Raw genomic sequence first — 23,582 nt, forward strand, 5'->3', positions numbered from 1 at the left:
TGCTGGGGCAAGAGTGGCGGCAGCTGGTATGGGATTATCTCGATCTCTGTGATGATGAGCACTCCCACTTACAGGAAAAATTCCTCCGGGAGTATGTGAAACAGTTCGGATTTACCGCCGATACCGTCCCTATATTTGTCCGTGGGGTGCTGTCCATGCAGAACATGAAGTATTCCAAGGACTATACCGCGTGGATGGCAAATGCAGAAAGTCTGGACGCTCTGCTGGAGGCAAAAATCCATCTGTCCGAGATCGTTCCAAGCGGTTTTTCCTCCGACGAGGATGACGATGATGACGAGGACGAGGAACCCGCCGAGGAAACAGAAGCCAGCCCGGAGGAAGTGCTGCAATACGCATGGGAAACGGTCTGCTATGTGATCTGGGGCAAAGCCAGCGCCAAGGGTGGTCAGAAAGTGGTGGAAACAGCTCCAGAGGAACTGAAAGAGCGTTGCCGGCAGATTTTTATTCCAATAACGGAGAGCCTGGAAGAAAGAGGTAGCCTGCTATGAGTTTACCAAAGCGCGACGGCGTGCATGACCGCTACTATCTGATCCAAAAGCCGGACACTTCACCGGAGGTACTGGCGGAGGCGGATCTCTGCATTCGGGATGTGCTGAACGGCACCGCCCGTGAAAATCACTCCGCCTACCCGACCGTGGTGCGAAATCATAATGGAACACCCTTTCTCCCGGATCAACTGCTGGAGCGGTATCTTTCCCAGCTGCCCCTGAAGGGATTTCCCTACGAGGATGCTATTTCCCTCTGTGATGCCATGCGGCGGCTGGTGGGCTGGCAGGAGATCCGCTATACATTGGAGAAGTACATAGAAAAGCAGGTACAGGAGCGGCTCTTCCTTGTGGGAGAGCGGGAAGATGGGTTTACTGTCTTTCCACCCTGCACGGTATGGCCGGAATTGCGCCCGGAGGATGTGGACGAAGGGCTGCTGCGCTTTGCCTGCTATGTGGCGGTCTGCCATACCGTGTATGGGCAAAGTTTTGAATCTCTTACCAGCGAACACATCTTCGGTCTGGTTTCCCAGCTTCGACCAGATATGGTGAAGCAGATGAAAACAGCCGGCAGCGGCAAATTACCAAGGGACATCCAGCAGCGTAAGACGGAGCATTTCACTGCATCGGCCAATGATGCGTTTGCTACTATCCGCATTACCGCCAGGGATTCCACTGAGGAGTGCTATGCTGAAATCCTGGACTACCTGTGTGCGGTGCTGGAGCAGGAGGAATTCCCCCGCAGTTACTCGGTGGAGTTCAGAGGAAAGGAGAAAATCTATCTGCCCATTCCCGGCTTGCCCAAGAAGGGAGTCAATCAGCTCTTTGCCTGCGCTGTGCAGCACCCCAATCTGCATCCGGCTATGGAGCGATACGCTCGTCTGGCTATGCGGGAGTTTGAGTGGTACCAAAACCTCGCGGACGAAGCCTGTGCTATGCCTGGCACCTTTGCCGTGTTCGCCCTGGGGCTGGAGGGAGAACCGTGGGCGCCGCTGGTGGCGGAGTATTTGGATCTTTGCGATGACGAGCACTCCTCACTGCAAGAGAAATTCCTTCATGCCTTGATCCGGAAGTTTGGTTTTCAAACATGGACACTGGGCGTATTGGTACGGGGCGCATTGTCTATGCAGTGGCTGAAGCCTGCCAAGGAATTCCACAGCCTGATTGCCAATGCGGAAAGCCTGGATGCGCTGCTGATAGTCAAGCGCCGCTTTTCTGCTTATCTCCTGCCGGAAGAGGACAAGGACCCGAAATTCCGGGCCATCGCTTGGCAGAGCCTGCTCTGGGCCATCTGGGGCAAAGATTCTGAAAACGGCGGCAGCAAGGTCATCAAGTCGGCGCCCGAGGAACTGAAAGAGAAATACCAGCAGGTATTTGCGTAAGGAGAACGCCATGAAAAAGAGAACGGTCAAGGACTTTATTGCCCTGTACGCCCCAGAAGATGAGGAAAAACTGGTACTGATCCAGGACGGTGTCAGCGCAGACAAAACCTTTCTGGATACCTTTTGGGCGGCGCATACCCATGCCCTCGCCATGGCGGATGTCCAGACCGGACAGGTGATCTCCGGTCGATGCTACCTGAGCTGGCCGCTGACGGACAAGGAGCGGGAAGCCGGCGAATATTCCAAGCGGTTTGCCAAGGGCCAGATCTACCGGATCAAAGCCCGCGGCTGGAAAGGTGATGCCCTCTACGAACCTCAGTGGTATGTCACGGAGGTACTGGAGGAAGGCGTACCCTGTCCGGCACTGGAGGAGATCTGGGCGGAGTACACAAAGCCCATTCTTCTGGAGGACAAAGTGCTGGGAACCCTCACGCTGGATCGTGAAATGAGTATGTTCAACGGATCCTGCCTGTGGATGGGAAAAGACATCCAGATCTCACTGGATGTGGAGATTGAAAAGAAAGCATCCTGGACCCGCGTTACCAATGTGATGAAGAAACTGGTGGCAGATCAGGAAGCCTGGGATAAGTCCCTGCGGGCGATGGCTGCCCAGAAGCTCACTGCTCAGGCCAACGAATGGCTGGCGGACAATGACCAGACCGACCGGGACACGGAGAAAGACCCCATCACTGAGGATGAGTTCGCCCGGCGTATCCTGCTCACTGAGTTTACAGTATCTCCGGGTGGGCGTTTTACCGCCTGGTATGAGGACGACGATATGTTCTGGGGCCATGTGGTCACGGTGAATGGAACGCTGAAAAAAGGCCCCGTTGACGCTGATATACAGGGATAAGGAGAGGAGGAAACCTAAATGAACAGCGAGCAGATCACGGGTTTTTTACAGGAACATTGGAACTGGGTAACCCTGATCATCGGCGCTGTCCTGCTGATTGGGGCCATCATGAACTGGAACTGGCTCTGCGACCCCACCGGTAAGCCGGACTCTCACCGCTATGGCCGCGGCTCCAGGCGGGTGATCTTCTTCCTACTGGGAATCGTGCTGATCGTGGTCAGCATCTGGAGCCTTGTAATGGCACTGAATTAGGAGGCTGTGTCCCATGACCCAAGAAGAACAAATCCGCCTCTATCGGCTGATGGAAAAGCTCAACTGGTTTTTCCACCAAGAGATGCACTACCTGGATCGAGAAACGGCAGATAAGACCGCACGGGAGTGTTACCCGGAGATTCGGGATTTTACATACGACATTTTATGGAACGACCTGCCCAAAGAGGTCCAGGAGCAGCTCATGGACGAGGAGGAATCCCTATGAGTACGCTGATTTGCTCTTTTGATGGCCTGCATGACAACAGAGTCCTGCCTACTGCGCTGACTTTGAAGCCCATACCCTGCACATGGATACCCAGACTGAGGCCGGAGAGAAAGTATCCGTTCGCTTCACCGGCCTGCTGGCCCACTGGTTTGAAAATGTGATCCAGGACAACATCCTCTTCGGCATGGATGAGATCACCGTGGACGGTTTTTTTGAACAGTACAAAGACCTGCTGGGCGGGACCATCTCTTACGGCTTTCCCGCCTGCTGCAGCATCGAGGAACTGCGGAAGCGCATGGAACGGGAGCACATCCGGGTATTTGTCATCGACTCTTCCCTTGGGCTGTGCGGATTTGTACTGGCTCAGGAGGTGGAACTGCAATGTCCATAACTGCCTATAAAGTGGAAGCCGTTGGTCATGACCGAACCGGCGAAGACTATGGCTATGTAAATATCATGTACCGCTATGGCAACAAGCAGTCCTGTCCTCAGCCAGATCAATGTGAAAAGATAGAGGTCATGTGGGCGGATGAGAGCGTCTACGGGCCGCCTGCCCCTGGCAGCAAGGTGGGCGACTTTATAAAGACATGGCTGATGGGCTCCTGGGACTGCGGAGTATTTACCCACCGGGAGATTGCCCAGCGGCTCATGGATACCTTCACCGGTCTGAAGCTCAAGGAACTGGCGTGGTTTGAGAACCCCAGAGAAAAGACTCTGAAAAATGGCAAACCGCGTGCGCGCCGGGCCAATTGGCTGCCGGAGCGAGAGGTTGATCTGGTGTATCTCTACTCCGACTACTATATTGACGCAAGAGAACCTACTTCTGCCCAAACCGACTTTTTCACCGTTACAAGGATGGACGCCTGGGGCGTGAGTACCTAGTTCATGTGTACCCCAGAGGCCGCCGGGAAGCTGATCGCCATGAATTGCGACAATCTGGCCGTCAAGGAAACCACCATTGTGGGATAGGAGAAAATGAATGATGACTTTGGAACAACTGCCTCCCAAGGGCGTAAAGCGAGAACAGGCCATTTTGGAGCTGGGCAAGGATGAAGCAAACGGCGAACTGCTGTTCCAGCTTGTGAATACAGAAAAGGGCAAATGCAAAACGGCTGCTCAAAAGGCTTTGGCGCAGCTGGAGTATGCCCCTGCTGCCCCACTGTGGGCCAAGCTGGTCAAGGGCAAATGGATGGGCAGCAATATCATGTCGGATGCCTGTTCCGACTGTGTATCGGAGCAGATTGCCCCAGTTATTCTGAAGACTCTCTCCCAGCTGCTGGACGAGGGGGACACAAAGCCACTGAATATAGAACAACTGAACTTCTGTCTCCATTTGATGTTGGGGAAAGCCTCGCCCAAAATGCTGGAGGTCTACCGCTTTCTGGCGGAGAACACCCAGCGGATCGCCCAGCTGAAACGCGCGCCTGTTTATTCCGATGATGACTGCACCTCCTGGTGGATCACGGACGGGCTTCGCATTTGGGATGCCACACCCAAGGAAAAAGAGAAAATTCCCGCTGTGGTACTTACCGCCTCCCTGATCCGCAACTCGGATGAGCGACTGCAAGCATTGGCTGATGAGCTGAATGAACGCTATGGCGGCAGCTGGCTGATGCCGGTCTTTATGAAGGCGATCATCACCCAGCCCAAGGAGCAGGTGTACGAGACCTATTCACCCCTTCTGGATACGCCGCAAAAAGGCTATTTGTTCCATGCGCTGGGAATGCTCCATTACCGCTGTTATCCGGAAGACTGGACCTATGAACGCCTGGGCCCGGATGGAATGATTGCTCTGATTTTCTGGGGGGATTATAGCTATGGAACCTATGACACAAGGTTTATGATTGAACGATATGTGGATCTGGATGAGCGGTGGCTCTTTGATTTGGCCAAGGACCCAGAGGGCCGCAAACCTACGGTGACATGGCAGACCTACAACCGGGGCGGTGTGCTATATGGAAGCTACGACGAAATGTTCATCAGCCTGCTGCCCCTCAAGGTGGAGAACCCGGAACTGAAGCGCGTTCTGTGGGACTATTTCCGCATCCGTAGCCAGAAAAAGAAGGTGGCTAAGAGCATCACTGTTTACAAAGACGCTGCTGAGCGGTTTGGGGATGAATGAGTACAAGTCGAGAAAGCAGGTGCCTTATGTACCAAATTGCATATATTGGCCGCTGGGAGACCCTCCCGGAAACGGCTGCCGCCATCTGTGACCATGATACTCCCAAGCTGGAGGCGTTGCTCCAGGGCGGTCTGGATTTGGATGTTCCCATCCAGCTCAGCGAATATATCAAGCTGATGCCATTGGAGATTGCGGTTTTTCGGAATGATGTGCCCATGATTCACTTCCTACTGGAGCATGGAGCCGATCCCGGTCTGGCAGAGGAACAGCCCCTGCTGCTCACCGCCGCCCGCTGTTGTGGGCCGGAGGTGGTGGCGCTCTTTGCTGGACAGGCCGCAAAACTCACTCCGAAGCAGAAAGAGCGTGCCTTCCAGGAAGTGCGCTGGGGACAGCGAGCGGAGAATATCCAGGTACTGGAGCAAGCCGGGATCACGGTGGAGAAGTTTGGCGGCGAGGCATTCCGGGCCGCTGTGTCCGATGGCAATACCAAACTTGCCCGGCTGCTTCTGGAAAAAGGGGCAGACATCAATTACCACAAGCCGGACATGGTGTTTCCGAACGCCCCCACCGCTGTCACCGAAGCGGCTCGGCATAAGAATCTTCCCATGGTGCGCTGGCTCATTGAGCAAGGGGCTGACATCACCATTGCTGACAAATACGGCGACCGGCCTTACACTGTGGCGGTGCAGAACAAGAATCAGGAGCTGGCCGACTATCTAAAGGCCCTGGAGCCAGAGGAATGGCACAACGAGCAGGAAAAGATCCGGCAGCTCATGCCCTACAAGCTGCCCGCCAAGCTGGTGGAATACTTGAAGACCGGCCCCCTGCGGCTGGAGTTCCCGGATCAGGAATGGGTGAAGTGGGCGGAGCTCTACTCCTTCATGGATGTGCAGGAGATGACCTGGAAACGGAAGAAGCTGCTCTCTCTGATGGTGCAGATGGACAACTACAGCGACTATCTGCTGCTGTGGAGCCCCAGGGACAAAAAGCTGTGGTATCTGGACATCGAGCATGAGGAATTCCACCCTCTGGCCAAATGGGATGACTTCATCGCAAATCCCGGCCGGTATCTGAACGGGATGATCGAGGGTGAGTTTGAGGAGTAAAGCCATGACATCAATAGACTTTCTGAACAAGGTACATAAAAGCCTGGACTCGCAGGAATATAGCCTTTCTTATTCTCCAGCCAAGTCCAAGAATTATATGTTGTACTGCAACGGCAACTTCATCGGTGGCCTGTTCGATGAGGAGTTGTGCTTCGTCTACGCCGACAGTGTGAGTGAACTCCTGGGGCAGCCGGAACCCGTCTACCGTGGCTACTCCAGTACCGCCCAGCACAGGATGCTGGTGATCCCGGAGGAACACTGGGCAAAGGCGCTGAAACTGCTCTATGCTGAGAAATTTGACTGGAGCCGTTTGGTGTACGACATCACATACACCAGCATTGGCGCGGCTGTGGTGGAGGACTTCTACGACGAGAATGTGGTCTTCCTGCGCTTCTGCTTTGAAAAGGAGCTGCTGAAAAAGAATCCTCTGGACCGGCAGGGCCGTATCCTGCGGATGGTCTATCTCAATCAGGATCTGACAACAGCGGGCAAATATCTATTCCCCAGACTGATGCAAAAGTTCCTTGTTTTTACAGACCGAGGCGGGAAAAGCAGTCTGGAAACCATGCTGAAACGGTGGTACACCGCTCTGGAGAAGGAGTACCGCAGCCAGATAACGGGATAAGGGGGCGACAACATGACAGAAGAAAACAGAACCTACATCACCCATCTCAAGGTCACGGATGTCCCGTGGCACCGGCTCACCACCGCCTATGGCCGGGGGACGGATTTTCCCGCACACCTGACAGTGCTGGAGCAGATGCGTGATTTGGCGTCCGTCAAAGAGTCTCTCTATGAGCTTACCACCAACATGGAGCACCAGAGTACCCTGTGGCACACTACCCCCTTTGGCATGGTGTTCCTGTGCCGAATTCTGGAGAAGGCCCTTGCAGAGAGCGGGCAGAACCCTGTGGCCCATTTCCTGGCCGGGGAACTGCTGGACTTCTTCTCCTGCATCCTCCAGTGCTTTCACGACGGAGATGAGATGGAGCACGCCGAGGCGCTGCCGCTGTTCTCCGATTTGCTGAAGGAAGAATACCTGTGGTCGGAGGAATACGACGAGGAAGAAGATGAGATGCGCTACGAGGAGGACGAGGTTTTTCCCGATGACCTGTTCTACAGCTTCTATTACTATTCCTGGCAAGCGGTGAAAGCCTACCAGGATGTATTGGAGCAAGTCCCGGCAGAGTTTGCCAAGCCTGCTGACGCGGTGCTGGAACTGCTGTAAAGGAGGCTACAGCGATGTTTGAAGGATTCTATGAGATGTACGAGCCCGAGGAGCAGGAAGTGGTCGCTCTGATCAATCGCTGCATTGGGGGCGGATTTAACTGGAAAGGCAACTTTTGGGAAATGACCGCCCAGACACTGGGTATCATGTTCTGTGACACCGGCAAGGTCAGCACCAAAGAGGAGCGACTGGATTGGCCGGTCACCGAGGAGGAACGCAATAGCGACAAGGGCTGGGGACGCTTTGGCAAGGAGCAGATCTGTCGCCTGAAGATCCGCCGGATGAAAGAAGAATTGGCAAAGGATCTGGTGGTGCGCCCCTGGTGTATCTCCGAGATAGTCAATGCCCATGAGGACTGCCCGGAACTTCAGGCCGTTCTGGACGAGTACCACAAGCCGGTGGTGATCCAGGACCAGGTGCTGGGAGAACTGACACTGGACAAGGACTATGATACCTTCGAGGGCGAAATCCAGTGGTGCGGAAAGGATGTGAGCCTTTCTCTGGAGGTCAATGCTGAGAGCAAGCCATCCTGGACCCGTGCCCGCAGCGCCGCCAAGAAGCTGCTGGCCGACTGTGAAACCTGGGACAAAGCCATGCGGGAGCTTGCAGCAAAGAACCTGACCGAACTGGCTAACAACTGGCTTTCCCAGGATGAGGAAAACCCCCGCGATCCGGAAACAGACCCCATCACAGAGGAAGAACTTACCCGGCGGATCAGCCTGACGAGCCTGTCCGTCACCTCCGGCGGCAGCTTCACCGCCTGGTTTGACTGCGACGAGATGTTCACCGACCATGCGGTGACGGTCTACGGCTCCTTGAAAAAGGGCCTCAAAACTGCCAACATTGAGGGGTAAGGAGGATAACATTATGAAACTGAACTGTAAACGCATTGATTATACATATACACCCGGCGAGGAAATCTTCAACTTTCCCGAGGAATCGGGACTGCCCTTTCTCTTCGATGTAGAGGAAGAACTGACTGCTGATCCTGCTGCCATGGATGTGGTGGGAGGAATGTTGGATGAGGCGGAGAAATTGGCGGAAAAGGCCAAAGCCGCCATCAAAGCGGCGCTGGCGGACGAGGACAGCTGCTACCATAGCGTTGTGACATTTTTCATGGAGTTCCACCGGGACGATGTAGGCCCGGATATTGCGGCGGAACTTTTTCCGGGAACCGACCCGGAAAAGCTGTCTTTTGCCGAGATGGTGGACTTTTTGAAACTCAAGCGGTTCGGCAGTCTGGTGGATGGCGAGATGGATCAGCAAGTTTTTATTCTTGATCTGTCCTTCAATCCGGAGATCACCGACGAGCTGATGGTGATTTACTTTGATTTAAACAAGGAGATTTTCTATATCACACATGAGAGCTAAGGAGATACCCTATGATCAAAGAACGCATCTCCATCTCCGGCGATCTCAAAAGCAAGGTCAAGCAGCTGATGGAGTACGCCGGATGGCAGGAAGGGCGAAAGGTGGACATCTCCATTGCGGAGAAGTATTACGCCGAGCATGGCGTCCCGATGATGAAGACCACCCAGCGGTTTTACCGCAAGTATTTCGGCCTGTGCTGTGAGTGGTATCTGGAGCAGAAAAAACTGAACTGGGCGGCTGACTTCCAATTCGCTCTGTTTCCTTACCTGGTCAACGGGATCAAAAACCATTTGGAAGAAGCCTATTTTCGGGATATGTCCGGCTGTGAACTGGCAGAGATCGAACAGGCTGCCGGTGAAAAATGCCAGCCCATCGGTCATATCGGCTACTACTACCCGGCGGAGGTTTGGATCTCCGAGTACGGGAAACTGTATGCGAAATATGAGTATCAGGATGAGATCGAGTGCTTTCCAGATGTGTTTACCCTGATCGAACGGGACCTGCGGCAGTGTAAATTTGATTCCGCTGCCATGAAAACGGTTGAGGCACTGGATGGAAAGCTGTAAGAACTCTTCAAGGAGGAACTGACATGAGCATCAAAGAGAAACTGGAGTCGTTGGGCAGAAACAGCATTCAGCTGAAAATTGCCAGAAAAGAAACATACAAACTGGGCGCTACCCGCTTCGGCGGGAAGCCGGATGTGCCGCCGGACTTCGTTTGGCCCACCTATGAGGGCGAGAGCTATGACCATGTGGTGAAGGATCGTCCTCTCACTTTCCTGGCTCAGTTCAACTGTGCGGAGCTGGCCCAGTTTGACAAAGAGCATCTTCTGCCTGATCACGGCCTGCTCTCCTTCTTCTATGAGACGGATACCCAGTGCTGGGGCTATGACCCCAAGGATCAGGGCTGTGCCCGCGTCTACTGGTTCGAGGACATGTCCGCGCTGTCCGCCGCTGACTTCCCGGCGGATATGGAGGAAGACTTCAAATTTCCTATGGTCAAAATCAAGATGGACTCAAAATACTCCTATCCTTCCTGGGAGGACTTCAGCGAGGTGTTCCCGGATGAGGAGGATGACGACGCTTTCGACGATGCATGGGAGGAACTGACCGGCGAGGACTCAGAGGACCCGGATGACCGTTCCCAGCTGCTGGGCTGGCCCGATGTGATCCAGAACAGCATGTTTGACGAGTGCGACCTGGTATCCCAGGGCTACTATCTGGGCGACGGCTGGCTCAATATCCCCAAGGAGGTTCGTCAGCGGGCGGAAGAAACGGCCCGTGACCGCTGGATGCTGCTGTTCCAGATGGATACCGTGGAGCAGGGTGACTTCGAGTTGATGTTCGGAGACTGCGGGCACATCTATTTCTATATCACCAAAGAGGATCTGGCAGCCCGCCGCTTTGACCGGATCTGGCTGATCCTCCAGTGCTGTTAAAAATATGAAACAGGACTTTACAATTTGGCGCAATCAAATATTGCAGAATCCGCGGGACATTTCACCGATAAAATTCGGAATATCGCAGGATGAGGTCATAGAAATCTTCGGGAATCCCAATGCTGTTTCCACCATGAGAAGCGACGGAAAACCTTTGATCCTCAAATATCATGACATTGAACTGCATTTCGACAGAAAGGCCCCTCATGGGCTCTACTTAGTTTATAGCGACGACGAAATCGAGCTGAGCATAACAGATCATCACGAAGAACTGCTGCAGCCGATCACAAACATAGAGCCGGTGGACAATGAGTTTTTCTTTCAGGATGGAGCCGTATATTTCTCTGGCCTATATGAAAACGGCTTGTTGAAGGGTGTTTCGCCCAAAGACTTCTGCTGCTGGCGTTACTGGGGCAAATCCTCTACGGCCTGCTTTCTCGGCGGGATTCGCCTGCGTGGAGCAGACCCGGCATCGTTTCGGGTGTTAAACTATGCCTACGCGATGGACAAAACAGCCGTCTACACCACCAGCGGGAGAATCCCAGATGTAGAGCTGGCAGCCTTCCAGGTATTAGACAACGGCCAGAACGATTCGGGTGCGCCACAGGGATATGCAAAGGACAGCCGGCAGGTCTACTTCCACAACGGAGACGGCAAGGTTAAGATCATCAAAGGCACGGAAGTTTCCTCTTTCCGCTCGTTGGGCGACACCTATTTTGCCAGGGATGAGAAACGGATCTATGCTTACGGTAAGCAGCTTCCCAAGGCAGATCTGCCCTCATGGGAATTGCTCAGTCACTGGTATTCCCGCGATGCCAGGCGGGTGTACTACCTCAACCGGGAGATTAAGGGGGCGGATCGGGACAGTTTTACGGTATGCACCCCGCCAGACGCACCACCGCTTGCCGATCATCTGGCCCGTGACAAGGAACATTTTTACCAAAACGATGAGATGATTGAAGAACCGCTGTGGCTGGAAAGGCTGCATGAGTTAAAAGCAGAACAGTAGACGGAGGAATACGGCTATGGATTATTTGAAAGCACTGCGTGATGACCCTGATCTAGCAGAGGAGTTTGATTCCCTTTTTGACTTCTTCCTGCTGGATGAGTTGTTTCCGAGGGATGAGGCGGATGGTCGAGCAACCTTCACACTGCCCGGTATGGCTTTTGCGAGAGATGGCTCCGGCGGAGAATACCACCTGTTGGAAGATGGCTCCATCGGCTATTACAGCAGCGAAGGTGAGGCAGGCCGTCTGGCTGAGAGCGTGGATGACCTTTTTTCACTGATTGTGAGCTGTATCTGCTGGCACGACTGCTGTGACGCAAAGGAGTATGCAGACTCCAAAACACTGGAGGAATACGGACAGAGGCAGCGCAACATCAACTTGGAAGATATGGATATGGACAGCTGGCGGCGGGTAGCTGATGCTCTCGGCATCCCTACCGATGAGCCGCTGGCTCCGGTTCTGGAGCGGTTCCGCAAAGCAACACAGCGACAGCCTCTGTATCAGTGTATTTTCCATGAGGATGATGGCAGCCTGACCGAATCATACGGCCTGATGTTTGAATGAGAAAGGAGCAATCCCTATGAAAGCATTTGATCCCAACTACAAACTGCTGGACGAGATGTATCAGGACGATTACTATCCTGCCTTTCTGGTGGACAAGGTAAAGGACGAGCTTCAGAAGGTCATCGACCTGCTGGAGAGCGGCGAAACCGACACCGAAGTGGTGCAGGAGACACTGGACGAGGCGGTCTGCGGCATCAATGATCTCCAAGAGGAGTTTGACGAGAACGACAGCGAAATCGAAACGGTGGCCCGGGATTGTATTGGAGTCACTGTGGCCTACATTCTGGAGTGGTTCGGCATTCCGATTGATATTGAGGAGGCCATCCGAGAAAGGGACTGGTGAAAACAATGTCCATTGAAAATATGTTTGGCGACCTGGATAAGATCGACATTCTGGCAGAAACCAAAACGGGAGAAGTGGTAATGGTTTTGGTCTGCAATGGCTTTATTGACGGCTCCCCGGAAACGCAGAAGGCCCTGCTCGACAAGATGGAGGGCTATCTGAACCACACCCAGAGTGAGGAGTTTCAAAAGGAGTATGGTGGCTGGCCCGTGATTTTGCGTGTGACCCTTGGCCGGGAGCCGGATGAGCACATCCTGGCTCTGCTCAGCAAGTGTCCTGCGTGGGCGGCGGACTATGGCGTAAAGCTGGAAATTGAAATTGGAGGAAAACAGGTCCGCATTGTAGAGAGCTGACCGATGCTCAAATCGAATCAACAGGAGGAAATCATCATGCCGACTGCCGAGTGGCTGAACAAATACGAATCCATCAAAGACAAACTGGCCTGCAAAACAGACCTGGACGCTCATTTCACAGAGAAAGTGATTGGGAATATGGGCGTGGATGTGCTGGACATTGGTGCCGTCCACTTCCCTACCGGAACAATTTTCGCCTGCGATCCGCTGGTGGAGCTGGAGGATACGCCGCCCTTTCTTCAAACAATTCCCGCTGGGACTTATCCCGTGAAGATCTGCGTGGTACCCAGTGAAAAATACGGCGACCGCTACGCCTGCGTCAAGGTTGAGGTCAGCCGGGAAAAGCCTGTCCGCTATGAGCTGGGCATGACCGGCAAAGAGGATCTGGACGAGGAACTGGGCGAGGACGATTATTTTGGCTTTGGCGTAGATGCCGGGATGGGCTGCGTTGCGGACATCCAGACCCAGGCGGCCTTCAAGACCTACTGGGCCAAGCGGCTGGAGGAAGACCCGGACATCGACCCCTACAACGACCTGTTCTGCGATTTGCTGGAGGAAAACGCCAAAGCCCACCCCAAGTATCAGAGCAGCTACGGCGACTGGCTCAACTGGGCGGTGCCGGACACAGACTGCAATCTGCCCATCTTTGCCTCTGGCTGGGGGGACGGCTACTATCCGGTCTACTTCGGCTATGACGCAAGGGGCGAGGTCTGCGCCGTGTATGTGCGCTTCATCGACATTGAAGCCAGTTACAAGGAGCAGGCGTAAGGAGGGAAACAGCGATGGAATGGCCGAAACGGGCGCGGACAGTGAACTGGGAGAGCGGTGTCCTGACCTTAGACGGAGAAAAGCAATTTGAAGTCCCGGAGCTGACCGCAGAGATCATGGAGCAGCTGGCCGCTTACCCCCTGGTGGGCTTTCATGTGAAAGGCTATCCGGTGACCGATAAACTGCTTGCCCCCTTTGCCGGACATAAAAGCATGGCCAACTTCGGCGTGGAGGACGGTGCCCTCACCGACGCCTGTTTTCCCGTTTTTTCCGCTATGCCCAAGCTGCGTTATCTGCTGCTGGACGGCAATGCCGCCATCCACGGCAGCGGCCTGTCCGCCTTGCAAGGCTGCAAGCTGGACCTTATCACTCTCAACCGCACCGGGCTGGACGATGCCGGTCTGCTCCAGGCGGCCTCCATTCCCAAGCTCTCCCACATCCAGATCGACCATACCGCCGTTACCTATGAGGGCCTGCTGGCCATCGCTGGCAACAACCGCATTGAGCCGGTGGCCCATGTGCAATTCACCAAGGAGCAGATGGAACACTTCTCCCAGCTCCAGCGGGAAAAGGCAAAAAAGCCCGCCCAACTGGACGGGCAGGCGGCGGAAGAATGTCGCAGAATCTTGTCCTCTTTCTTTGCCGAGATGACAGAATGGGAGCAGTACATGGAGCAGGCCGGGTTTGAGGATGCCCAGGCTGTGCCCCGCCTGCTGGCGATCTGGGAAAAGTATGTGAGCGAAAAGCCCCGTCCGGGCTACCGGCCTCTGGGCATCTCATACAGTGCCCAGGGCACCTACAACGGGGAAGAATTCCTTGACGCGGAGCAGATCACCAAGAACAAGCTCTACATCTACACCAGAGAGAAAAATACCGGCTTTGACCGCCGTTTTCTCATGAAGCGTGTGGGCGAGGGCTGGAGGATCGACGGGGTTCAGGAGCGGCTGGACGGCTGGCAGCGCACGGGATTGTGAGGCATCACATGGCTTGGGAATATGAAACCTTTGGCCCAGACGGTCAATGCAAATTGTTCGGTGTGAACATCTTTAACTACGATTGGCAAACCACCGGAAAGCGAGTAAAAGTCCAAGACCCGATCTATCACCAAGACCATACCTTCGAGGTCTGGCAGGTGGAGATTGACGGGCAGATCCACCGCTTTGCTGCTGGAGAGTTCTCCAACTGCGTATGGGGATTCTATCTGGAAAAGAACGGATGAGAGGAGCGTGGCGCTATGAAAGCCAGCGCCGGAGAGGTCTATACAGTCTACAACCAATATCTGAAACGCTACACCGCCTGTCAGGTGGCCTATATTGCGCCGCCGGACACGGTGAGCAAAGAATCTTGGACGGTGATCCTCTCTCTGGATTGGGTGGGAGACGCCCCTCTAACCGCGGACGAACTGCCCCATCTCCGCCCACTCTACAAGGACTTCATGTACTGGTCCCGCGACCTTCATCTGCTGCGGGTGCCGTTGGAGGTCCCGCCCCAGTATAAGCTGGTGGGCACACTGCCGCCCTTCACCGACCAGCCCTGCCGCTCCTACGGCGGCTGGAGTGACGGCTATGATGTGTACCTCCAGATCCGGTGGCAGGCCATCCCGGAGGAGCGGCGGCGGGCCTTCAAGGAGGCCATGGAGAGCGACGGGGTGACGGAGATCGGCGGCATCCCGGTGAAGGTCAACAGCCACCGGATCATGGACCAGTATCCCCCCTTTGATTCGGCGTTGGAACTGGAGGCGCTGCCCTGCCTCTCCACCCTTATCTGCCAGCGGTGGCACCCGGATCTGCTGGAGTTTTTGCGGGGAAACCCCTTCCTTGATGAGCTGACTCTGCTGGACCACGGCCAGAGGACCCTGGACCTTCGGGGCACCAGCATCAGAAAGCTGATGCTGGACATGACCGGGCTGGAGGAACTGTGGCTGTGTGAGGGAACGGAGCAGCTCCTATTCCAGAACAAGGGGCCGGACGCCTGCACCATCCATGCCCCCGAAGATGGCAGCGGTTTGACCCTCCAATTTATCGGGGAATACCGCCCGCACCCGGAGCTGCCGGACCTGTGGGGGCTGCATGGCATCCAGCTGAAGGACTTTGATCTGACCGGACTGGCCGCTGTCCATCCCCGCCTGAAAGAGCTGAGGCTCTGGGGCGCGCCGGGAAACCTGGGGAACTTCTTCGCCGTGGGAGGGTTCCGGGAACTGACGAACCTCTCCACCTATGACCTGTTCGGCTTCGGGGCGGACGACATCCCCACCCCGGGGCAGATGCCGGAGCTTTGCTGGTTCTGGATGACCAGCCTGCCGGAGGACGCGGCAAAGGCGGCTAATCGGCTCTGGAAAAGCAAGCCGGGAATGGATCTGCGGATCACCAAGCCCCGGAAACCGGAGTGGCTGGCGCAAAACCTGGATAATCCATTCCGAGGCTGGGACGGTGCGGAGCATATCCCCGCCTCCGCTGCGAAAAAAGCAGCCAATCAATACCGCAAGACCCGTTCCCAGCTGATGAAGCTGGCCGTTGAACCGGGCGAGGACGCACAGGCCCAGGCGCTGGAGATGGTGGCAGCCTATACCCAGATCTTCAACAAGATGGGCTTTATCGAAACCGAGGAGCGGGATGAAATTTACATGGCCCTGCGGGGTATCCTTGATGCCCTGCCGGGCGATATGCTCCAGAAAGATGCCCTAATTGAACACTTTGATCATGTGCGAGATTTTTGAAAGGGGCATCACATGAGTTACACGAAATTCAGCAAGGCAGTGACCAAGTGGCTGAAAGCCAATGGCCTGCCCTGCTATGGAACAGCCTATGATAGCCCCGAAGAAACAAAAGCCCGGCTGGACGCATGGATGCGCGGGAGCAAAGAGATACTGCGCCAGTGGATCACAGATAAGCGTTACCGTGAACTGATCTCCTGCGCCCACGGAGGCTGGTATCAGGATGATGTAATTTTTGAGCCCTTGGCTGAACATTTTGTGGCGAACCACCTGTTTGATGAACTGCGTTTTCTCTGCGAACGCGGCATCCGTTTTTCTGCGGAAGATATGCTGGCCACCATTAAATCTGAGAAAGAGGAGCATGGGACGCTTGATATAGAAACAATTCGGTCTATCGATGTTCCAAGCTATGTGTCAGGTCGCAGTTATTCCCATTTGGGGGAAATCGCAAAATACAGGAAACGGGCGCTGGATCAGATTATCCGCTATGCAGGCTATCTGGAGCAGATCCACGCACCTGCGGAGTATTTGGAACAGGTAAATGTCCTGCAAGAGAGCGTTTCGGATCTGACAATCAAAACAAAAGATTTGAAACCATTTCGATTTCGGCTGTGAAAGTAATTACCTGAAAGGAGTGTGTGGGCGCATGAGCCGAATCGTTGATGAACCCTATTTCACCCACAGTGCCTACAGCGCCTTCACCACCGGCATCCAGGTAAAATGCCCCAAGTGCCATGGGGCGGGTGTGGTGACAGCGGACGATGATAACGCCTATTTCCGGTGCCTGAGCTGCGGCCATCAGGAGACCCGCGACCGGGAAATCTACCGCTATGATGTCCATAACCAGTGCAAAAACTGCGGCAGGTACTATCGGGTGGATATTGAAGATGAGGCAAAGCAGCACTATTCCGTTCTCCATGTGGCCTGCCCCTATTGTGGAACAACCATGTCGGGAGAAGTTCATAAAACAGCGGAGTCGTTTTCATATATTGGCGAAATCAGGGATGGACGAGAACCTTACTTCGGCCTGGAGCTGTGGTTTTTGACCTCATTCCAGGGTAAGCCAGTCTGGGCCCTAAACCGGGAACACCTTGCCTATCTGATCGGCTATCTCAGCGCCGACCTGCGGGAAAAGCCATCGGGTAGCCAGAAAAAGACTCAGGCCGACCATCTCCCCACCTTCATGAAAACCGCAAAGAACCGGGAGCGGATCGTGAAGCTGCTGAAGAAGCTGCAAGAGAAATGAGGAAAACAATATGGCACTACAAGATAAGAAAATCATGCCTCCCCCTTGGCTGGCCCACCGGGAGATCGAGCGATACTCCATTGGCTGGCGCATGGGCTATGGGGAGGATTACATAGACCGATTTGGCGATTGGCTGGACACCCTCTCCCCGGATGAGCGGACGGAATACCGCACTCTCTTTCCCGAGCCGGTGACCTGGAAGGGCTGGTGGGATGACGAGGACAGCGGCGAGGTGCTGGAGCATGGTGACTTCTTGGTGGATGCGTGGCAGCCGGAGGGCCGGCCAAAGTACACCCGCCAGTGGCTCCAGCAGGAGTTTGCCGCCGGGCGGAAGCGGGAGCTGTGCCTGTTCTGGGGCCATCAGCTATCCGAGGACGGCCAGCTGACAAAAAGCTGCCTCAGCCAGTGGTGGATGGAGGACTTCTATACGACGGCTGACTCCTACCTCTGCATGGAGCAGTATATGATGGCTGCCAAGGCCGAGCTGTTCGGCGACAAAGAGAACCGGGACCAGATTTTGAAATGCAGCGACCAAAAGCAGATCAAGGCTCTGGGCCGCAAGGTGCGGGGCTTTGAGCAGAAGGTATGGGACAAGTTCAAGTACGCCATTGTGCTGCTTGGCAACTGGCACAAATTCAGCCAGAACCGCGAACTGCGGGAGTTTCTCCTTTCCACCGGGGACAGCGTGCTGGTGGAGGCCAGCCCCTATGATGCCATCTGGGGTATCCGCCTCGCGGCCAGCTCCCCGGAGGCCCAGGACCCCATGAAGTGGCGGGGACAAAACCTGCTGGGCTTTGCGCTGATGGAGGTGCGGGACGAGCTGCGCCGGGTGACACAGAATGAAATGCTTTGCGATTGGAGTATGGTATGGCAACAATGAAACTCTATGAACTGGTCAACCACTACCACATCGGCACGGAACTGACCTGTGCCGAGGCGATGTTCATGGCCTGCAATGAATATTACCATCTGAATTTGTCCGAGGAGACCCGGAAAATGTTCTCCGTCATGGGCCTTGGGATGCAGACTGAGCAGTCCTGCTGCGGTGCTTTTACCGTGGCGGTGGGGATCATTGGGCTGATGACCGCAAAAGAAGGTCAGACGGATGTGAGCAACATGGAAGGCTATGGGATGATTGCTGAATTGACGGACTTCATGCTGGGCTTCTATGGAACGCTCCACTGCGTCGAGCTGCAAAAGCTGGAGATCGTGGGGGTTGAGAATCCCTGCCACGCCATTGTGGAGGCGCTGGCCAAAAAGCTGGAGGAACTGCTGGCGGGCCGAAGGATCTTCCGCCCGGTAAACGGAGGACAACTGGGCTGCTGATGTGCCGGGAAGCGAGGGATTACATGAAAGACTTTTCCCAATACGGAAACAGACCGGACGACCAGTGGGAGATGCTGCCCTGGATACCCGATCCGCGTCCGCCCTTCAAAATCTGGGTGAAGCCGGAGCAGATCGCGCCATTCTTTCTCATTCCCCACCACCCCTATGCTATCTCCCTTCTGCTGAAAATCAGCGACGGATTCCAGGTAGAAGAATTCTGCCGGCTTGGATTGACCGGAAGCAGCGGAGACTGGGAGCGGCTTGTCCGGGGCGTGATCCGGGAGTTTGAGGAAAATAACAGCGGCGTGGATCTGTTTCACTTCGACTCCGACGAAGATGTGTTCTGCGTGTACTCCCAATACATCGACGATTTGATGCTACTGTCCAAAATGATCCGGGCGGCCTGTGCCGATGAAAAAACGATGCGGACTTATCTTGGCAAGATCGAGTACATCAAGCTCTTTTGGGAGGGCGTACCGGAGGGTGAACCATCGGTCATCCTCTATGAAGTGGATACCGAAAATGAGCGGCTGTCCCTCCGCTCCATCGACATCTTTGCAGATGGCCGCACCCGTAACATCCCTGACCTTTACGACGGCGCCATCGAGATTACGCCGATCCCCACCGTGGAGGAATTGAACGCCCATGTCTGGGGCGAGGAGTTCCACGCCTGCTTGATAGAGAAAGCAGAATTTGAGGCTATCTGGGAAAGCCGATTTTATAGCGGATCGTTTTTGAAAAGCGAGGAATGAAAATGGTTGAGATCAATCGCGTCTGGCTCAATGTGGATACAGACACCAACAAAATCACACTATTCGGCCGCCCCCGTGTATCCATCCATGTGAATGAGTATATTTGGAGTTTGATCGAAGAACATATCGTGAAGCCCCATAAGCTCATGCGCAGTGAAAAGCACAAGTATCTGCTGAAAATTGCCTTTGGCCGATTTGATCCGGTGCGGCACCGATATTATCCGCTTTCCCCGTACAACGGGCAGCTTCGGGAAGGCGTCAAGCCGGACAGCGCAAACGGATGGTATCCCCGTGAGGACTTTGCAGACGCTGCGGAACGCGCCACCTGGTTCTCTCCCGATAAAATCTGGACAAACTGCGGCAACAAGGTTCTGGATGTGAATGTTGATGCCACCAATGTGAACGAGAGCATCACCCCCAGAGAATACGCAGACTTGCTGTTCGATGGGATTGGGGCAGCCTTGGTGTTTAACTTCAAAAGGCTCAAGCGCGAGGAGTTTGATGGGCTGAAACCCAAGATCAACTGGAGCATGGTAGAGAGTTTTCCCTTTCCCGCACCCTTTGAGGATCAGCAATACATTGGGGATGAAGGCAAAATTCATGTGTATTCCTGGGATGGCCGGCAGGAAACGAACCTTGTAGGCCCTTATTCTGTGCGGAATTTATATCTGGACCATTTCGGAAAATTGTGAGGTGAGCACATGGCAAAGGGCATTCGTGAACGCCTGCTGGAGCAGGCAATAAAGTTCCATCAATGGCAGGAAGCCACTTATCCTGGCAAAACCAGCGAGGAACTCGGCGGTGAGTGGGAAGTCGATTATCCATACTGGAATGATACTTACAGTGCCTTTTGCTATGTGTTGACCCAAATGGATGCAGAAACGGCAGACAGCGTCCTACTGGATGAGATGGTCTATCTGATCGCCAGGGACAACGAAGCGGAGGGGGTTATACAGGAGACCACTTCCCATCCCCAATGGTTCGAGTGCCTCTGCCACAGGGCCGCAGCCTCCAATGAGAGTGAGGCCAAGTGGCAGTTTGCCGCGTATCTGCCCGAATGTCCGTGCAGTCAGGAAGTCAAAGACATGATCCTGGACTTCGCAAAGGATCCCAATGAATATGTGAGCCGGCGGGCTCTTTTGGCGATGCCCGCTCTGCGGCCTGACTGTGTGGAACAGTTCGCTCCGCTGTTCTGGGAGCGGAACCGTTATTCCCTCGAATTACAGGAATACCAGCGGATCGCTGTTCTGGTCTCTCTGGACGCCATCCATTCCAGCTTGCTTCCGCAATACTTGGAGCAGGCCAAGCAGGATGGCAGGCGCTATCTGCTGGAACACGCTGAAAGGATCGAAGGAGGACTACTGTGAACGAAAAACTATCCCGCACCCAATTCAATCAACTGGAAACCACCGAGAAGCAGGTGCTGATGGAACGCCTGGCTGCTCGTTATAATATGACCTTTCTCGGTCTACATACCTTTGATCGCTGGGGCCAGAACTGTACCACCGGTCTATTCGAGAAAGATGGCCGGGAGTTTGTCTTTGTTCCCGGCGATACTGTCACCCTGGGCTGGGAACGGTTCGCCATAGGGCTCAGTCAGGACAGCCGAGAGGAACTGGACTATTTGTTCCAGGAATGGGAGATGGAACAGGACCCGGAGGAGATGATCCGGGAAAGCATGGCTCCCGTTCGGCAGGCAACCATTGGCCCTATGCTGGTGGGCCGTGAGCTGGAGGAGCTCTGCTGGGAGCCGGTCAAGATGGGTGATCCCAGACTAACTGCCCACCCCGACTGGCTGAAGAAGTTCCGGGATTTTGCCTGGAGCGACCTTGACAGCCTTACTATGCACCAGTCAGCCCGCATTGAGCGGACGGAAAAGGGCTTTCAGATCTGTATCTATAACCGCACTGATTACGATGAACTTCTTGCCGGGCTTGAAAAGCAGGGGCTCTCACTGCCTACGGTAGACGAGTGGGCCTATCTATGCGGCGGCGGGTGCCGCACCCTGTTCCCCTGGGGGGATGGAATGGACTACTCCATGCACCTGCATCACTTTGAAAGCCCGGAGGATGAGGACAAGCCCTTCGATATGGAGGAACCCAACTTCTTCGGCCTGTCCATCGCCTATGACCCCTATATGCGGGAGGTTGTGAAGGCTGAGCAGTTTACCACCTGCGGAGGTGATGGCGGGCGCAGCATCTGCGGCGGACTTGGAATTTTCCTCGGTTTCCTGCCCTGTTCGCCCCACTGCAAGCCGGAAGTGCAGGAGGACAAGGAACTGAACGGCGACTATGACTTCTACCGGCCTATTATCCGGGTGGATGTAATTTGAGAATGCGGAGGGCACCATGAGAGAAACAACACCCGATCTCACAAGGATCAGCAAGTATATCAGCTTGATCCTTCGGCACAAGCCGGAGGTTATTGGAATCCAGTTGGATACCCACGGCTGGGCGGATGTCAATGCGCTGCTGGCGGGTATCAGCAGGAAATACCCCATCAACCGGGACATTCTGGAGGAAATCGTGCGGAGTGATAAAAAGCAGCGATATTCCTTCAGCGAGGATGGGACAAAAATTAGGGCCAATCAGGGGCACTCCATCCAGGTAGATGTGGAACTGACCTTGACCGAGCCGCCGGAGATGCTGTACCACGGAACAGCCCGGCGGTTTGCCGCCTCCATCGAGGCCCAAGGACTGCTCTCCGGGAGCCGTCTGTATGTCCACCTTTCACCGGACCAGGAAACAGCGGAGAAAGTTGGGCGCCGGCATGGAGAACCTGTGATCTACCTGGTGGATGCCGGCCAGATGCACCGGGACGGATATTGCTTTTATTTGTCCGCCAATGGAGTCTGGCTGACAAAGGTGGTTCCTGCGACCTACCTGAAACGCTTGGAGGATAGATTGACACCGAATTGACCTATCCAACCGTTATGATTGTAGAAAGTAATTTGCAGCCGGAGGGAGAAGGAAAGCCTGGGCACCCGGCTGTGGGGCCGGTGTGGAACCTATTACTTACAGAAAAAAGGCTGAAGGAGGCGTCAAAATGGATGCCGTGAAACTTCCCAAGAAAGTCCGTATGGTCTGCTATGAGATCATGGATGGCAAAGAAGAAGCCTTGGACACCCTGGAATCCTTTGCTGATAAATACCCCCATCAGGTAGCAGCGGTCAAGGCCGAGGCCGCATATTTCAACCTGGACTATGAAAAGGCTCTGGCTTTGGATCTGACCATCCTTCCCTGGCTGGAGGAGTGGTATTACAGCAATGTGAGCGATGAACACATGATCGCCATGACGGTGGCCGCCATCCAGCTCCACCGGGAGCAGGAACTGATTGAGGCGCTGACGAAGGAACAGACGCGCATCCGGGCTGAGAACGGCCTCCCCCAGCGGGATCGGTTCTGTGACATCCTGATGGACTACCTCAAACGGGGCCTTATGCCCTTTGCGGACAACGACAAGAACTACCCCTACCATGAACCGGGGGAACCGCAGACAAAGGAGCAGCTCTGGGCAAAGCTGGTGGAACAGAATAAGAAGCACTCGCCAGACGATCCCGATGCCAGGCGGAAGCTCTATAACCACTGCTGTATGTTCGGAACCGCCATGGATGCCGTAGATCTCTTTGAGGAGATTCAAGGCGTGCCCATGGCTGACTCCTCCTATCGGGACGCAATCGCCCGCTATCTCTATTTAGGCGAACGGGAGAAGGCGCTCCAGACAGCGGAGCGGTTGGCAACATCGCGGCTGTGGGCGGTTGCCGGGCCGACGCAGGTGCGCCCCATGTCCTTCTTTGAGGACCCGAACCTGCGGGAGTTTTTGCTGGAACCGGAATCCCTCCGGCGCATCCGGGAAGCTGCCTTCATTGATGACGGAAGCTTGATCCGCAAGTAAATTGCTTGGAATTGGAGGGGCTGGAGCTTCATTAGGACGGCAAATCCTATTCCAACGATTATTTTGAGAGCCTGCACTATGACTTCATCAGCCGTTGTGACGGAGATGAGTGGCCGGAATAAAAGGAGGCGT

At 54.8% G+C, this 23,582-nt stretch carries 34 protein-coding genes and 1 pseudogene; all 35 read left to right on the forward strand.

Annotated features, from left to right (window positions below):
* Positions 1–509 (forward strand): DUF6138 family protein (locus B5G43_RS08530; protein WP_242960509.1); only part of this gene is annotated, 509 nt, incomplete at its 5' end.
* Positions 506–1,888 carry a DUF6138 family protein gene (locus B5G43_RS08535; protein ID WP_087260249.1) on the forward strand — a complete coding sequence of 461 codons (1,383 nt, stop codon included), beginning with the start codon at positions 506–508 and terminating at the stop codon, positions 1,886–1,888. The genes B5G43_RS08530 and B5G43_RS08535, both read left to right, overlap by 4 nt.
* A 10-nt stretch (positions 1,889–1,898) precedes the next feature.
* Entirely contained in the window at positions 1,899–2,741 is an 843-nt protein-coding gene (locus B5G43_RS08540; protein ID WP_087260251.1) for a DUF2262 domain-containing protein, read from the forward strand.
* Positions 2,742–2,759: 18 nt separating this feature from the next.
* Entirely contained in the window at positions 2,760–2,993 is a 234-nt protein-coding gene (locus B5G43_RS08545; RefSeq protein WP_087260252.1) for an Imm17 family immunity protein, read from the forward strand.
* Positions 2,994–3,006: 13 nt separating this feature from the next.
* Complete coding sequence (locus tag B5G43_RS08550) at positions 3,007–3,219, forward strand: hypothetical protein (RefSeq protein ID WP_087260254.1); 213 nt, start codon at positions 3,007–3,009, stop codon at positions 3,217–3,219.
* A gap of 82 nt (positions 3,220–3,301) precedes the next feature.
* Positions 3,302–3,610: a hypothetical protein gene (locus B5G43_RS08555; protein WP_242960510.1), complete on the forward strand. Its 309-nt coding sequence runs from the start codon at positions 3,302–3,304 to the stop codon at positions 3,608–3,610.
* A complete protein-coding gene (locus B5G43_RS08560; RefSeq protein ID WP_087260255.1) occupies positions 3,601–4,101 on the forward strand; it encodes a hypothetical protein in 501 nt (166 codons plus the stop codon). Before B5G43_RS08555 ends, B5G43_RS08560 begins: the two co-directional genes overlap by 10 nt.
* A 97-nt stretch (positions 4,102–4,198) precedes the next feature.
* Positions 4,199–5,341: a hypothetical protein gene (locus tag B5G43_RS08565; RefSeq protein WP_087260257.1), complete on the forward strand. Its 1,143-nt coding sequence runs from the start codon at positions 4,199–4,201 to the stop codon at positions 5,339–5,341.
* Between the two features lie 26 nt (positions 5,342–5,367).
* The gene (locus tag B5G43_RS08570) at positions 5,368–6,447 is read left to right on the forward strand and encodes an ankyrin repeat domain-containing protein (RefSeq protein WP_087260259.1); all 1,080 of its coding nucleotides are present in this window, start codon (positions 5,368–5,370) and stop codon (positions 6,445–6,447) included.
* 4 nt (positions 6,448–6,451) lie between these two features.
* A complete protein-coding gene (locus tag B5G43_RS08575; RefSeq protein ID WP_087260261.1) occupies positions 6,452–7,072 on the forward strand; it encodes a hypothetical protein in 621 nt (206 codons plus the stop codon).
* A 12-nt stretch (positions 7,073–7,084) separates the two neighbouring features.
* Positions 7,085–7,675 (forward strand): hypothetical protein, encoded by a 591-nt coding sequence (locus B5G43_RS08580; RefSeq protein ID WP_087260263.1) that lies wholly within the window; start codon positions 7,085–7,087, stop codon positions 7,673–7,675.
* 14 nt (positions 7,676–7,689) lie between these two features.
* Positions 7,690–8,529 carry a DUF2262 domain-containing protein gene (locus B5G43_RS08585; protein WP_087260266.1) on the forward strand — a complete coding sequence of 280 codons (840 nt, stop codon included), beginning with the start codon at positions 7,690–7,692 and terminating at the stop codon, positions 8,527–8,529.
* Between the two features lie 13 nt (positions 8,530–8,542).
* On the forward strand, positions 8,543–9,046 hold the full coding sequence (locus B5G43_RS08590) for a DUF2004 domain-containing protein (RefSeq protein ID WP_087260268.1): 504 nt from the start codon (positions 8,543–8,545) through the stop codon (positions 9,044–9,046).
* Positions 9,047–9,057: 11 nt separating this feature from the next.
* A complete protein-coding gene (locus B5G43_RS08595; protein WP_087260270.1) occupies positions 9,058–9,612 on the forward strand; it encodes an SUKH-3 domain-containing protein in 555 nt (184 codons plus the stop codon).
* Between the two features lie 23 nt (positions 9,613–9,635).
* On the forward strand, positions 9,636–10,484 hold the full coding sequence (locus B5G43_RS08600; RefSeq protein ID WP_087260272.1) for a YwqG family protein: 849 nt from the start codon (positions 9,636–9,638) through the stop codon (positions 10,482–10,484).
* Positions 10,485–10,488: 4 nt separating this feature from the next.
* Positions 10,489–11,493 carry a DKNYY domain-containing protein gene (locus B5G43_RS08605; protein ID WP_087260274.1) on the forward strand — a complete coding sequence of 335 codons (1,005 nt, stop codon included), beginning with the start codon at positions 10,489–10,491 and terminating at the stop codon, positions 11,491–11,493.
* A 16-nt stretch (positions 11,494–11,509) separates the two neighbouring features.
* Positions 11,510–12,055, forward strand: a complete 546-nt coding sequence (locus tag B5G43_RS08610) for a hypothetical protein (RefSeq protein WP_087260275.1) — start codon at positions 11,510–11,512, stop codon at positions 12,053–12,055.
* Positions 12,056–12,071: 16 nt separating this feature from the next.
* Complete coding sequence (locus B5G43_RS08615) at positions 12,072–12,398, forward strand: DUF5713 family protein (protein WP_087260277.1); 327 nt, start codon at positions 12,072–12,074, stop codon at positions 12,396–12,398.
* Positions 12,399–12,403: 5 nt separating this feature from the next.
* Positions 12,404–12,751, forward strand: coding sequence for a hypothetical protein (locus tag B5G43_RS08620; RefSeq protein WP_006572426.1), 348 nt, complete (start codon positions 12,404–12,406; stop codon positions 12,749–12,751).
* 3 nt (positions 12,752–12,754) lie between these two features.
* The gene (locus tag B5G43_RS08625; RefSeq protein ID WP_087260278.1) at positions 12,755–13,519 is read left to right on the forward strand and encodes a DUF4241 domain-containing protein; all 765 of its coding nucleotides are present in this window, start codon (positions 12,755–12,757) and stop codon (positions 13,517–13,519) included.
* Positions 13,520–13,533: 14 nt separating this feature from the next.
* Positions 13,534–14,493, forward strand: a complete 960-nt coding sequence (locus tag B5G43_RS08630; protein ID WP_087260280.1) for an NTF2 fold immunity protein — start codon at positions 13,534–13,536, stop codon at positions 14,491–14,493.
* Between the two features lie 8 nt (positions 14,494–14,501).
* Positions 14,502–14,738, forward strand: a complete 237-nt coding sequence (locus B5G43_RS08635) for a hypothetical protein (protein WP_071435111.1) — start codon at positions 14,502–14,504, stop codon at positions 14,736–14,738.
* Positions 14,739–14,753: 15 nt separating this feature from the next.
* A complete protein-coding gene (locus tag B5G43_RS08640) occupies positions 14,754–16,235 on the forward strand; it encodes a hypothetical protein (RefSeq protein WP_087260282.1) in 1,482 nt (493 codons plus the stop codon).
* A 12-nt stretch (positions 16,236–16,247) separates the two neighbouring features.
* Positions 16,248–16,847 (forward strand): hypothetical protein, encoded by a 600-nt coding sequence (locus tag B5G43_RS08645; protein ID WP_087260284.1) that lies wholly within the window; start codon positions 16,248–16,250, stop codon positions 16,845–16,847.
* Between the two features lie 31 nt (positions 16,848–16,878).
* Positions 16,879–17,478, forward strand: a complete 600-nt coding sequence (locus B5G43_RS08650) for a hypothetical protein (protein WP_087260286.1) — start codon at positions 16,879–16,881, stop codon at positions 17,476–17,478.
* A 10-nt stretch (positions 17,479–17,488) separates the two neighbouring features.
* On the forward strand, positions 17,489–18,358 hold the full coding sequence (locus tag B5G43_RS08655; protein WP_087260288.1) for an NADAR family protein: 870 nt from the start codon (positions 17,489–17,491) through the stop codon (positions 18,356–18,358).
* Positions 18,346–18,804, forward strand: a complete 459-nt coding sequence (locus B5G43_RS08660; RefSeq protein WP_242960511.1) for a C-GCAxxG-C-C family protein — start codon at positions 18,346–18,348, stop codon at positions 18,802–18,804. The genes B5G43_RS08655 and B5G43_RS08660 overlap by 13 nt, the downstream gene beginning before the upstream one ends.
* 23 nt (positions 18,805–18,827) lie before the next feature.
* Positions 18,828–19,262 (forward strand): annotated as a pseudogene (locus B5G43_RS17795) (immunity 51 family protein); the annotation flags it as partial.
* Entirely contained in the window at positions 19,248–19,556 is a 309-nt protein-coding gene (locus B5G43_RS17800; RefSeq protein WP_343214417.1) for a hypothetical protein, read from the forward strand. The pseudogene B5G43_RS17795 and the gene B5G43_RS17800, both read left to right, overlap by 15 nt.
* Before the next feature lie 2 nt (positions 19,557–19,558).
* On the forward strand, positions 19,559–20,248 hold the full coding sequence (locus B5G43_RS08670; RefSeq protein WP_242960512.1) for a hypothetical protein: 690 nt from the start codon (positions 19,559–19,561) through the stop codon (positions 20,246–20,248).
* A gap of 9 nt (positions 20,249–20,257) precedes the next feature.
* Positions 20,258–20,923 (forward strand): hypothetical protein, encoded by a 666-nt coding sequence (locus tag B5G43_RS08675; RefSeq protein WP_087260292.1) that lies wholly within the window; start codon positions 20,258–20,260, stop codon positions 20,921–20,923.
* A complete protein-coding gene (locus B5G43_RS08680) occupies positions 20,920–21,888 on the forward strand; it encodes a hypothetical protein (RefSeq protein ID WP_087260293.1) in 969 nt (322 codons plus the stop codon). Before B5G43_RS08675 ends, B5G43_RS08680 begins: the two co-directional genes overlap by 4 nt.
* A 16-nt stretch (positions 21,889–21,904) precedes the next feature.
* The gene (locus tag B5G43_RS08685; protein ID WP_087260295.1) at positions 21,905–22,474 is read left to right on the forward strand and encodes an RNA 2'-phosphotransferase; all 570 of its coding nucleotides are present in this window, start codon (positions 21,905–21,907) and stop codon (positions 22,472–22,474) included.
* 127 nt (positions 22,475–22,601) lie between these two features.
* Complete coding sequence (locus tag B5G43_RS08690; protein ID WP_087260297.1) at positions 22,602–23,450, forward strand: hypothetical protein; 849 nt, start codon at positions 22,602–22,604, stop codon at positions 23,448–23,450.
* A 71-nt stretch (positions 23,451–23,521) separates the two neighbouring features.
* The gene (locus B5G43_RS18135) at positions 23,522–23,572 is read left to right on the forward strand and encodes a DUF6547 family protein (RefSeq protein ID WP_343214418.1); all 51 of its coding nucleotides are present in this window, start codon (positions 23,522–23,524) and stop codon (positions 23,570–23,572) included.
* The last annotated feature ends 10 nt before the right edge of the window (positions 23,573–23,582 follow it).

It is taken from the genome of Flavonifractor sp. An92 (assembly GCF_002159175.1).
Lineage (GTDB): Bacteria > Bacillota > Clostridia > Oscillospirales > Oscillospiraceae > Pseudoflavonifractor_A.

Bases quoted from the DNA above. Each gene is read 5' to 3' on its own strand.
- B5G43_RS08535 (WP_087260249.1), top strand. From the start codon at position 506: ATGAGTTTACCAAAGCGCGACGGCGTGCATGACCGCTACTATCTGATC.
- B5G43_RS08540 (WP_087260251.1), top strand. From the start codon at position 1,899: ATGAAAAAGAGAACGGTCAAGGACTTTATTGCCCTGTACGCCCCAGAA.
- B5G43_RS08545 (WP_087260252.1), top strand. From the start codon at position 2,760: ATGAACAGCGAGCAGATCACGGGTTTTTTACAGGAACATTGGAACTGG.
- B5G43_RS08550 (WP_087260254.1), top strand. From the start codon at position 3,007: ATGACCCAAGAAGAACAAATCCGCCTCTATCGGCTGATGGAAAAGCTC.
- B5G43_RS08555 (WP_242960510.1), top strand. From the start codon at position 3,302: ATGGATACCCAGACTGAGGCCGGAGAGAAAGTATCCGTTCGCTTCACC.
- B5G43_RS08560 (WP_087260255.1), top strand. From the start codon at position 3,601: ATGTCCATAACTGCCTATAAAGTGGAAGCCGTTGGTCATGACCGAACC.
- B5G43_RS08565 (WP_087260257.1), top strand. From the start codon at position 4,199: ATGATGACTTTGGAACAACTGCCTCCCAAGGGCGTAAAGCGAGAACAG.
- B5G43_RS08570 (WP_087260259.1), top strand. From the start codon at position 5,368: ATGTACCAAATTGCATATATTGGCCGCTGGGAGACCCTCCCGGAAACG.
- B5G43_RS08575 (WP_087260261.1), top strand. From the start codon at position 6,452: ATGACATCAATAGACTTTCTGAACAAGGTACATAAAAGCCTGGACTCG.
- B5G43_RS08580 (WP_087260263.1), top strand. From the start codon at position 7,085: ATGACAGAAGAAAACAGAACCTACATCACCCATCTCAAGGTCACGGAT.
- B5G43_RS08585 (WP_087260266.1), top strand. From the start codon at position 7,690: ATGTTTGAAGGATTCTATGAGATGTACGAGCCCGAGGAGCAGGAAGTG.
- B5G43_RS08590 (WP_087260268.1), top strand. From the start codon at position 8,543: ATGAAACTGAACTGTAAACGCATTGATTATACATATACACCCGGCGAG.
- B5G43_RS08595 (WP_087260270.1), top strand. From the start codon at position 9,058: ATGATCAAAGAACGCATCTCCATCTCCGGCGATCTCAAAAGCAAGGTC.
- B5G43_RS08600 (WP_087260272.1), top strand. From the start codon at position 9,636: ATGAGCATCAAAGAGAAACTGGAGTCGTTGGGCAGAAACAGCATTCAG.
- B5G43_RS08605 (WP_087260274.1), top strand. From the start codon at position 10,489: ATGAAACAGGACTTTACAATTTGGCGCAATCAAATATTGCAGAATCCG.
- B5G43_RS08610 (WP_087260275.1), top strand. From the start codon at position 11,510: ATGGATTATTTGAAAGCACTGCGTGATGACCCTGATCTAGCAGAGGAG.
- B5G43_RS08615 (WP_087260277.1), top strand. From the start codon at position 12,072: ATGAAAGCATTTGATCCCAACTACAAACTGCTGGACGAGATGTATCAG.
- B5G43_RS08620 (WP_006572426.1), top strand. From the start codon at position 12,404: ATGTCCATTGAAAATATGTTTGGCGACCTGGATAAGATCGACATTCTG.
- B5G43_RS08625 (WP_087260278.1), top strand. From the start codon at position 12,755: ATGCTCAAATCGAATCAACAGGAGGAAATCATCATGCCGACTGCCGAG.
- B5G43_RS08630 (WP_087260280.1), top strand. From the start codon at position 13,534: ATGGAATGGCCGAAACGGGCGCGGACAGTGAACTGGGAGAGCGGTGTC.
- B5G43_RS08635 (WP_071435111.1), top strand. From the start codon at position 14,502: ATGGCTTGGGAATATGAAACCTTTGGCCCAGACGGTCAATGCAAATTG.
- B5G43_RS08640 (WP_087260282.1), top strand. From the start codon at position 14,754: ATGAAAGCCAGCGCCGGAGAGGTCTATACAGTCTACAACCAATATCTG.
- B5G43_RS08645 (WP_087260284.1), top strand. From the start codon at position 16,248: ATGAGTTACACGAAATTCAGCAAGGCAGTGACCAAGTGGCTGAAAGCC.
- B5G43_RS08650 (WP_087260286.1), top strand. From the start codon at position 16,879: ATGAGCCGAATCGTTGATGAACCCTATTTCACCCACAGTGCCTACAGC.
- B5G43_RS08655 (WP_087260288.1), top strand. From the start codon at position 17,489: ATGGCACTACAAGATAAGAAAATCATGCCTCCCCCTTGGCTGGCCCAC.
- B5G43_RS08660 (WP_242960511.1), top strand. From the start codon at position 18,346: ATGGCAACAATGAAACTCTATGAACTGGTCAACCACTACCACATCGGC.
- B5G43_RS08670 (WP_242960512.1), top strand. From the start codon at position 19,559: ATGGTTGAGATCAATCGCGTCTGGCTCAATGTGGATACAGACACCAAC.
- B5G43_RS08675 (WP_087260292.1), top strand. From the start codon at position 20,258: ATGGCAAAGGGCATTCGTGAACGCCTGCTGGAGCAGGCAATAAAGTTC.
- B5G43_RS08685 (WP_087260295.1), top strand. From the start codon at position 21,905: ATGAGAGAAACAACACCCGATCTCACAAGGATCAGCAAGTATATCAGC.
- B5G43_RS08690 (WP_087260297.1), top strand. From the start codon at position 22,602: ATGGATGCCGTGAAACTTCCCAAGAAAGTCCGTATGGTCTGCTATGAG.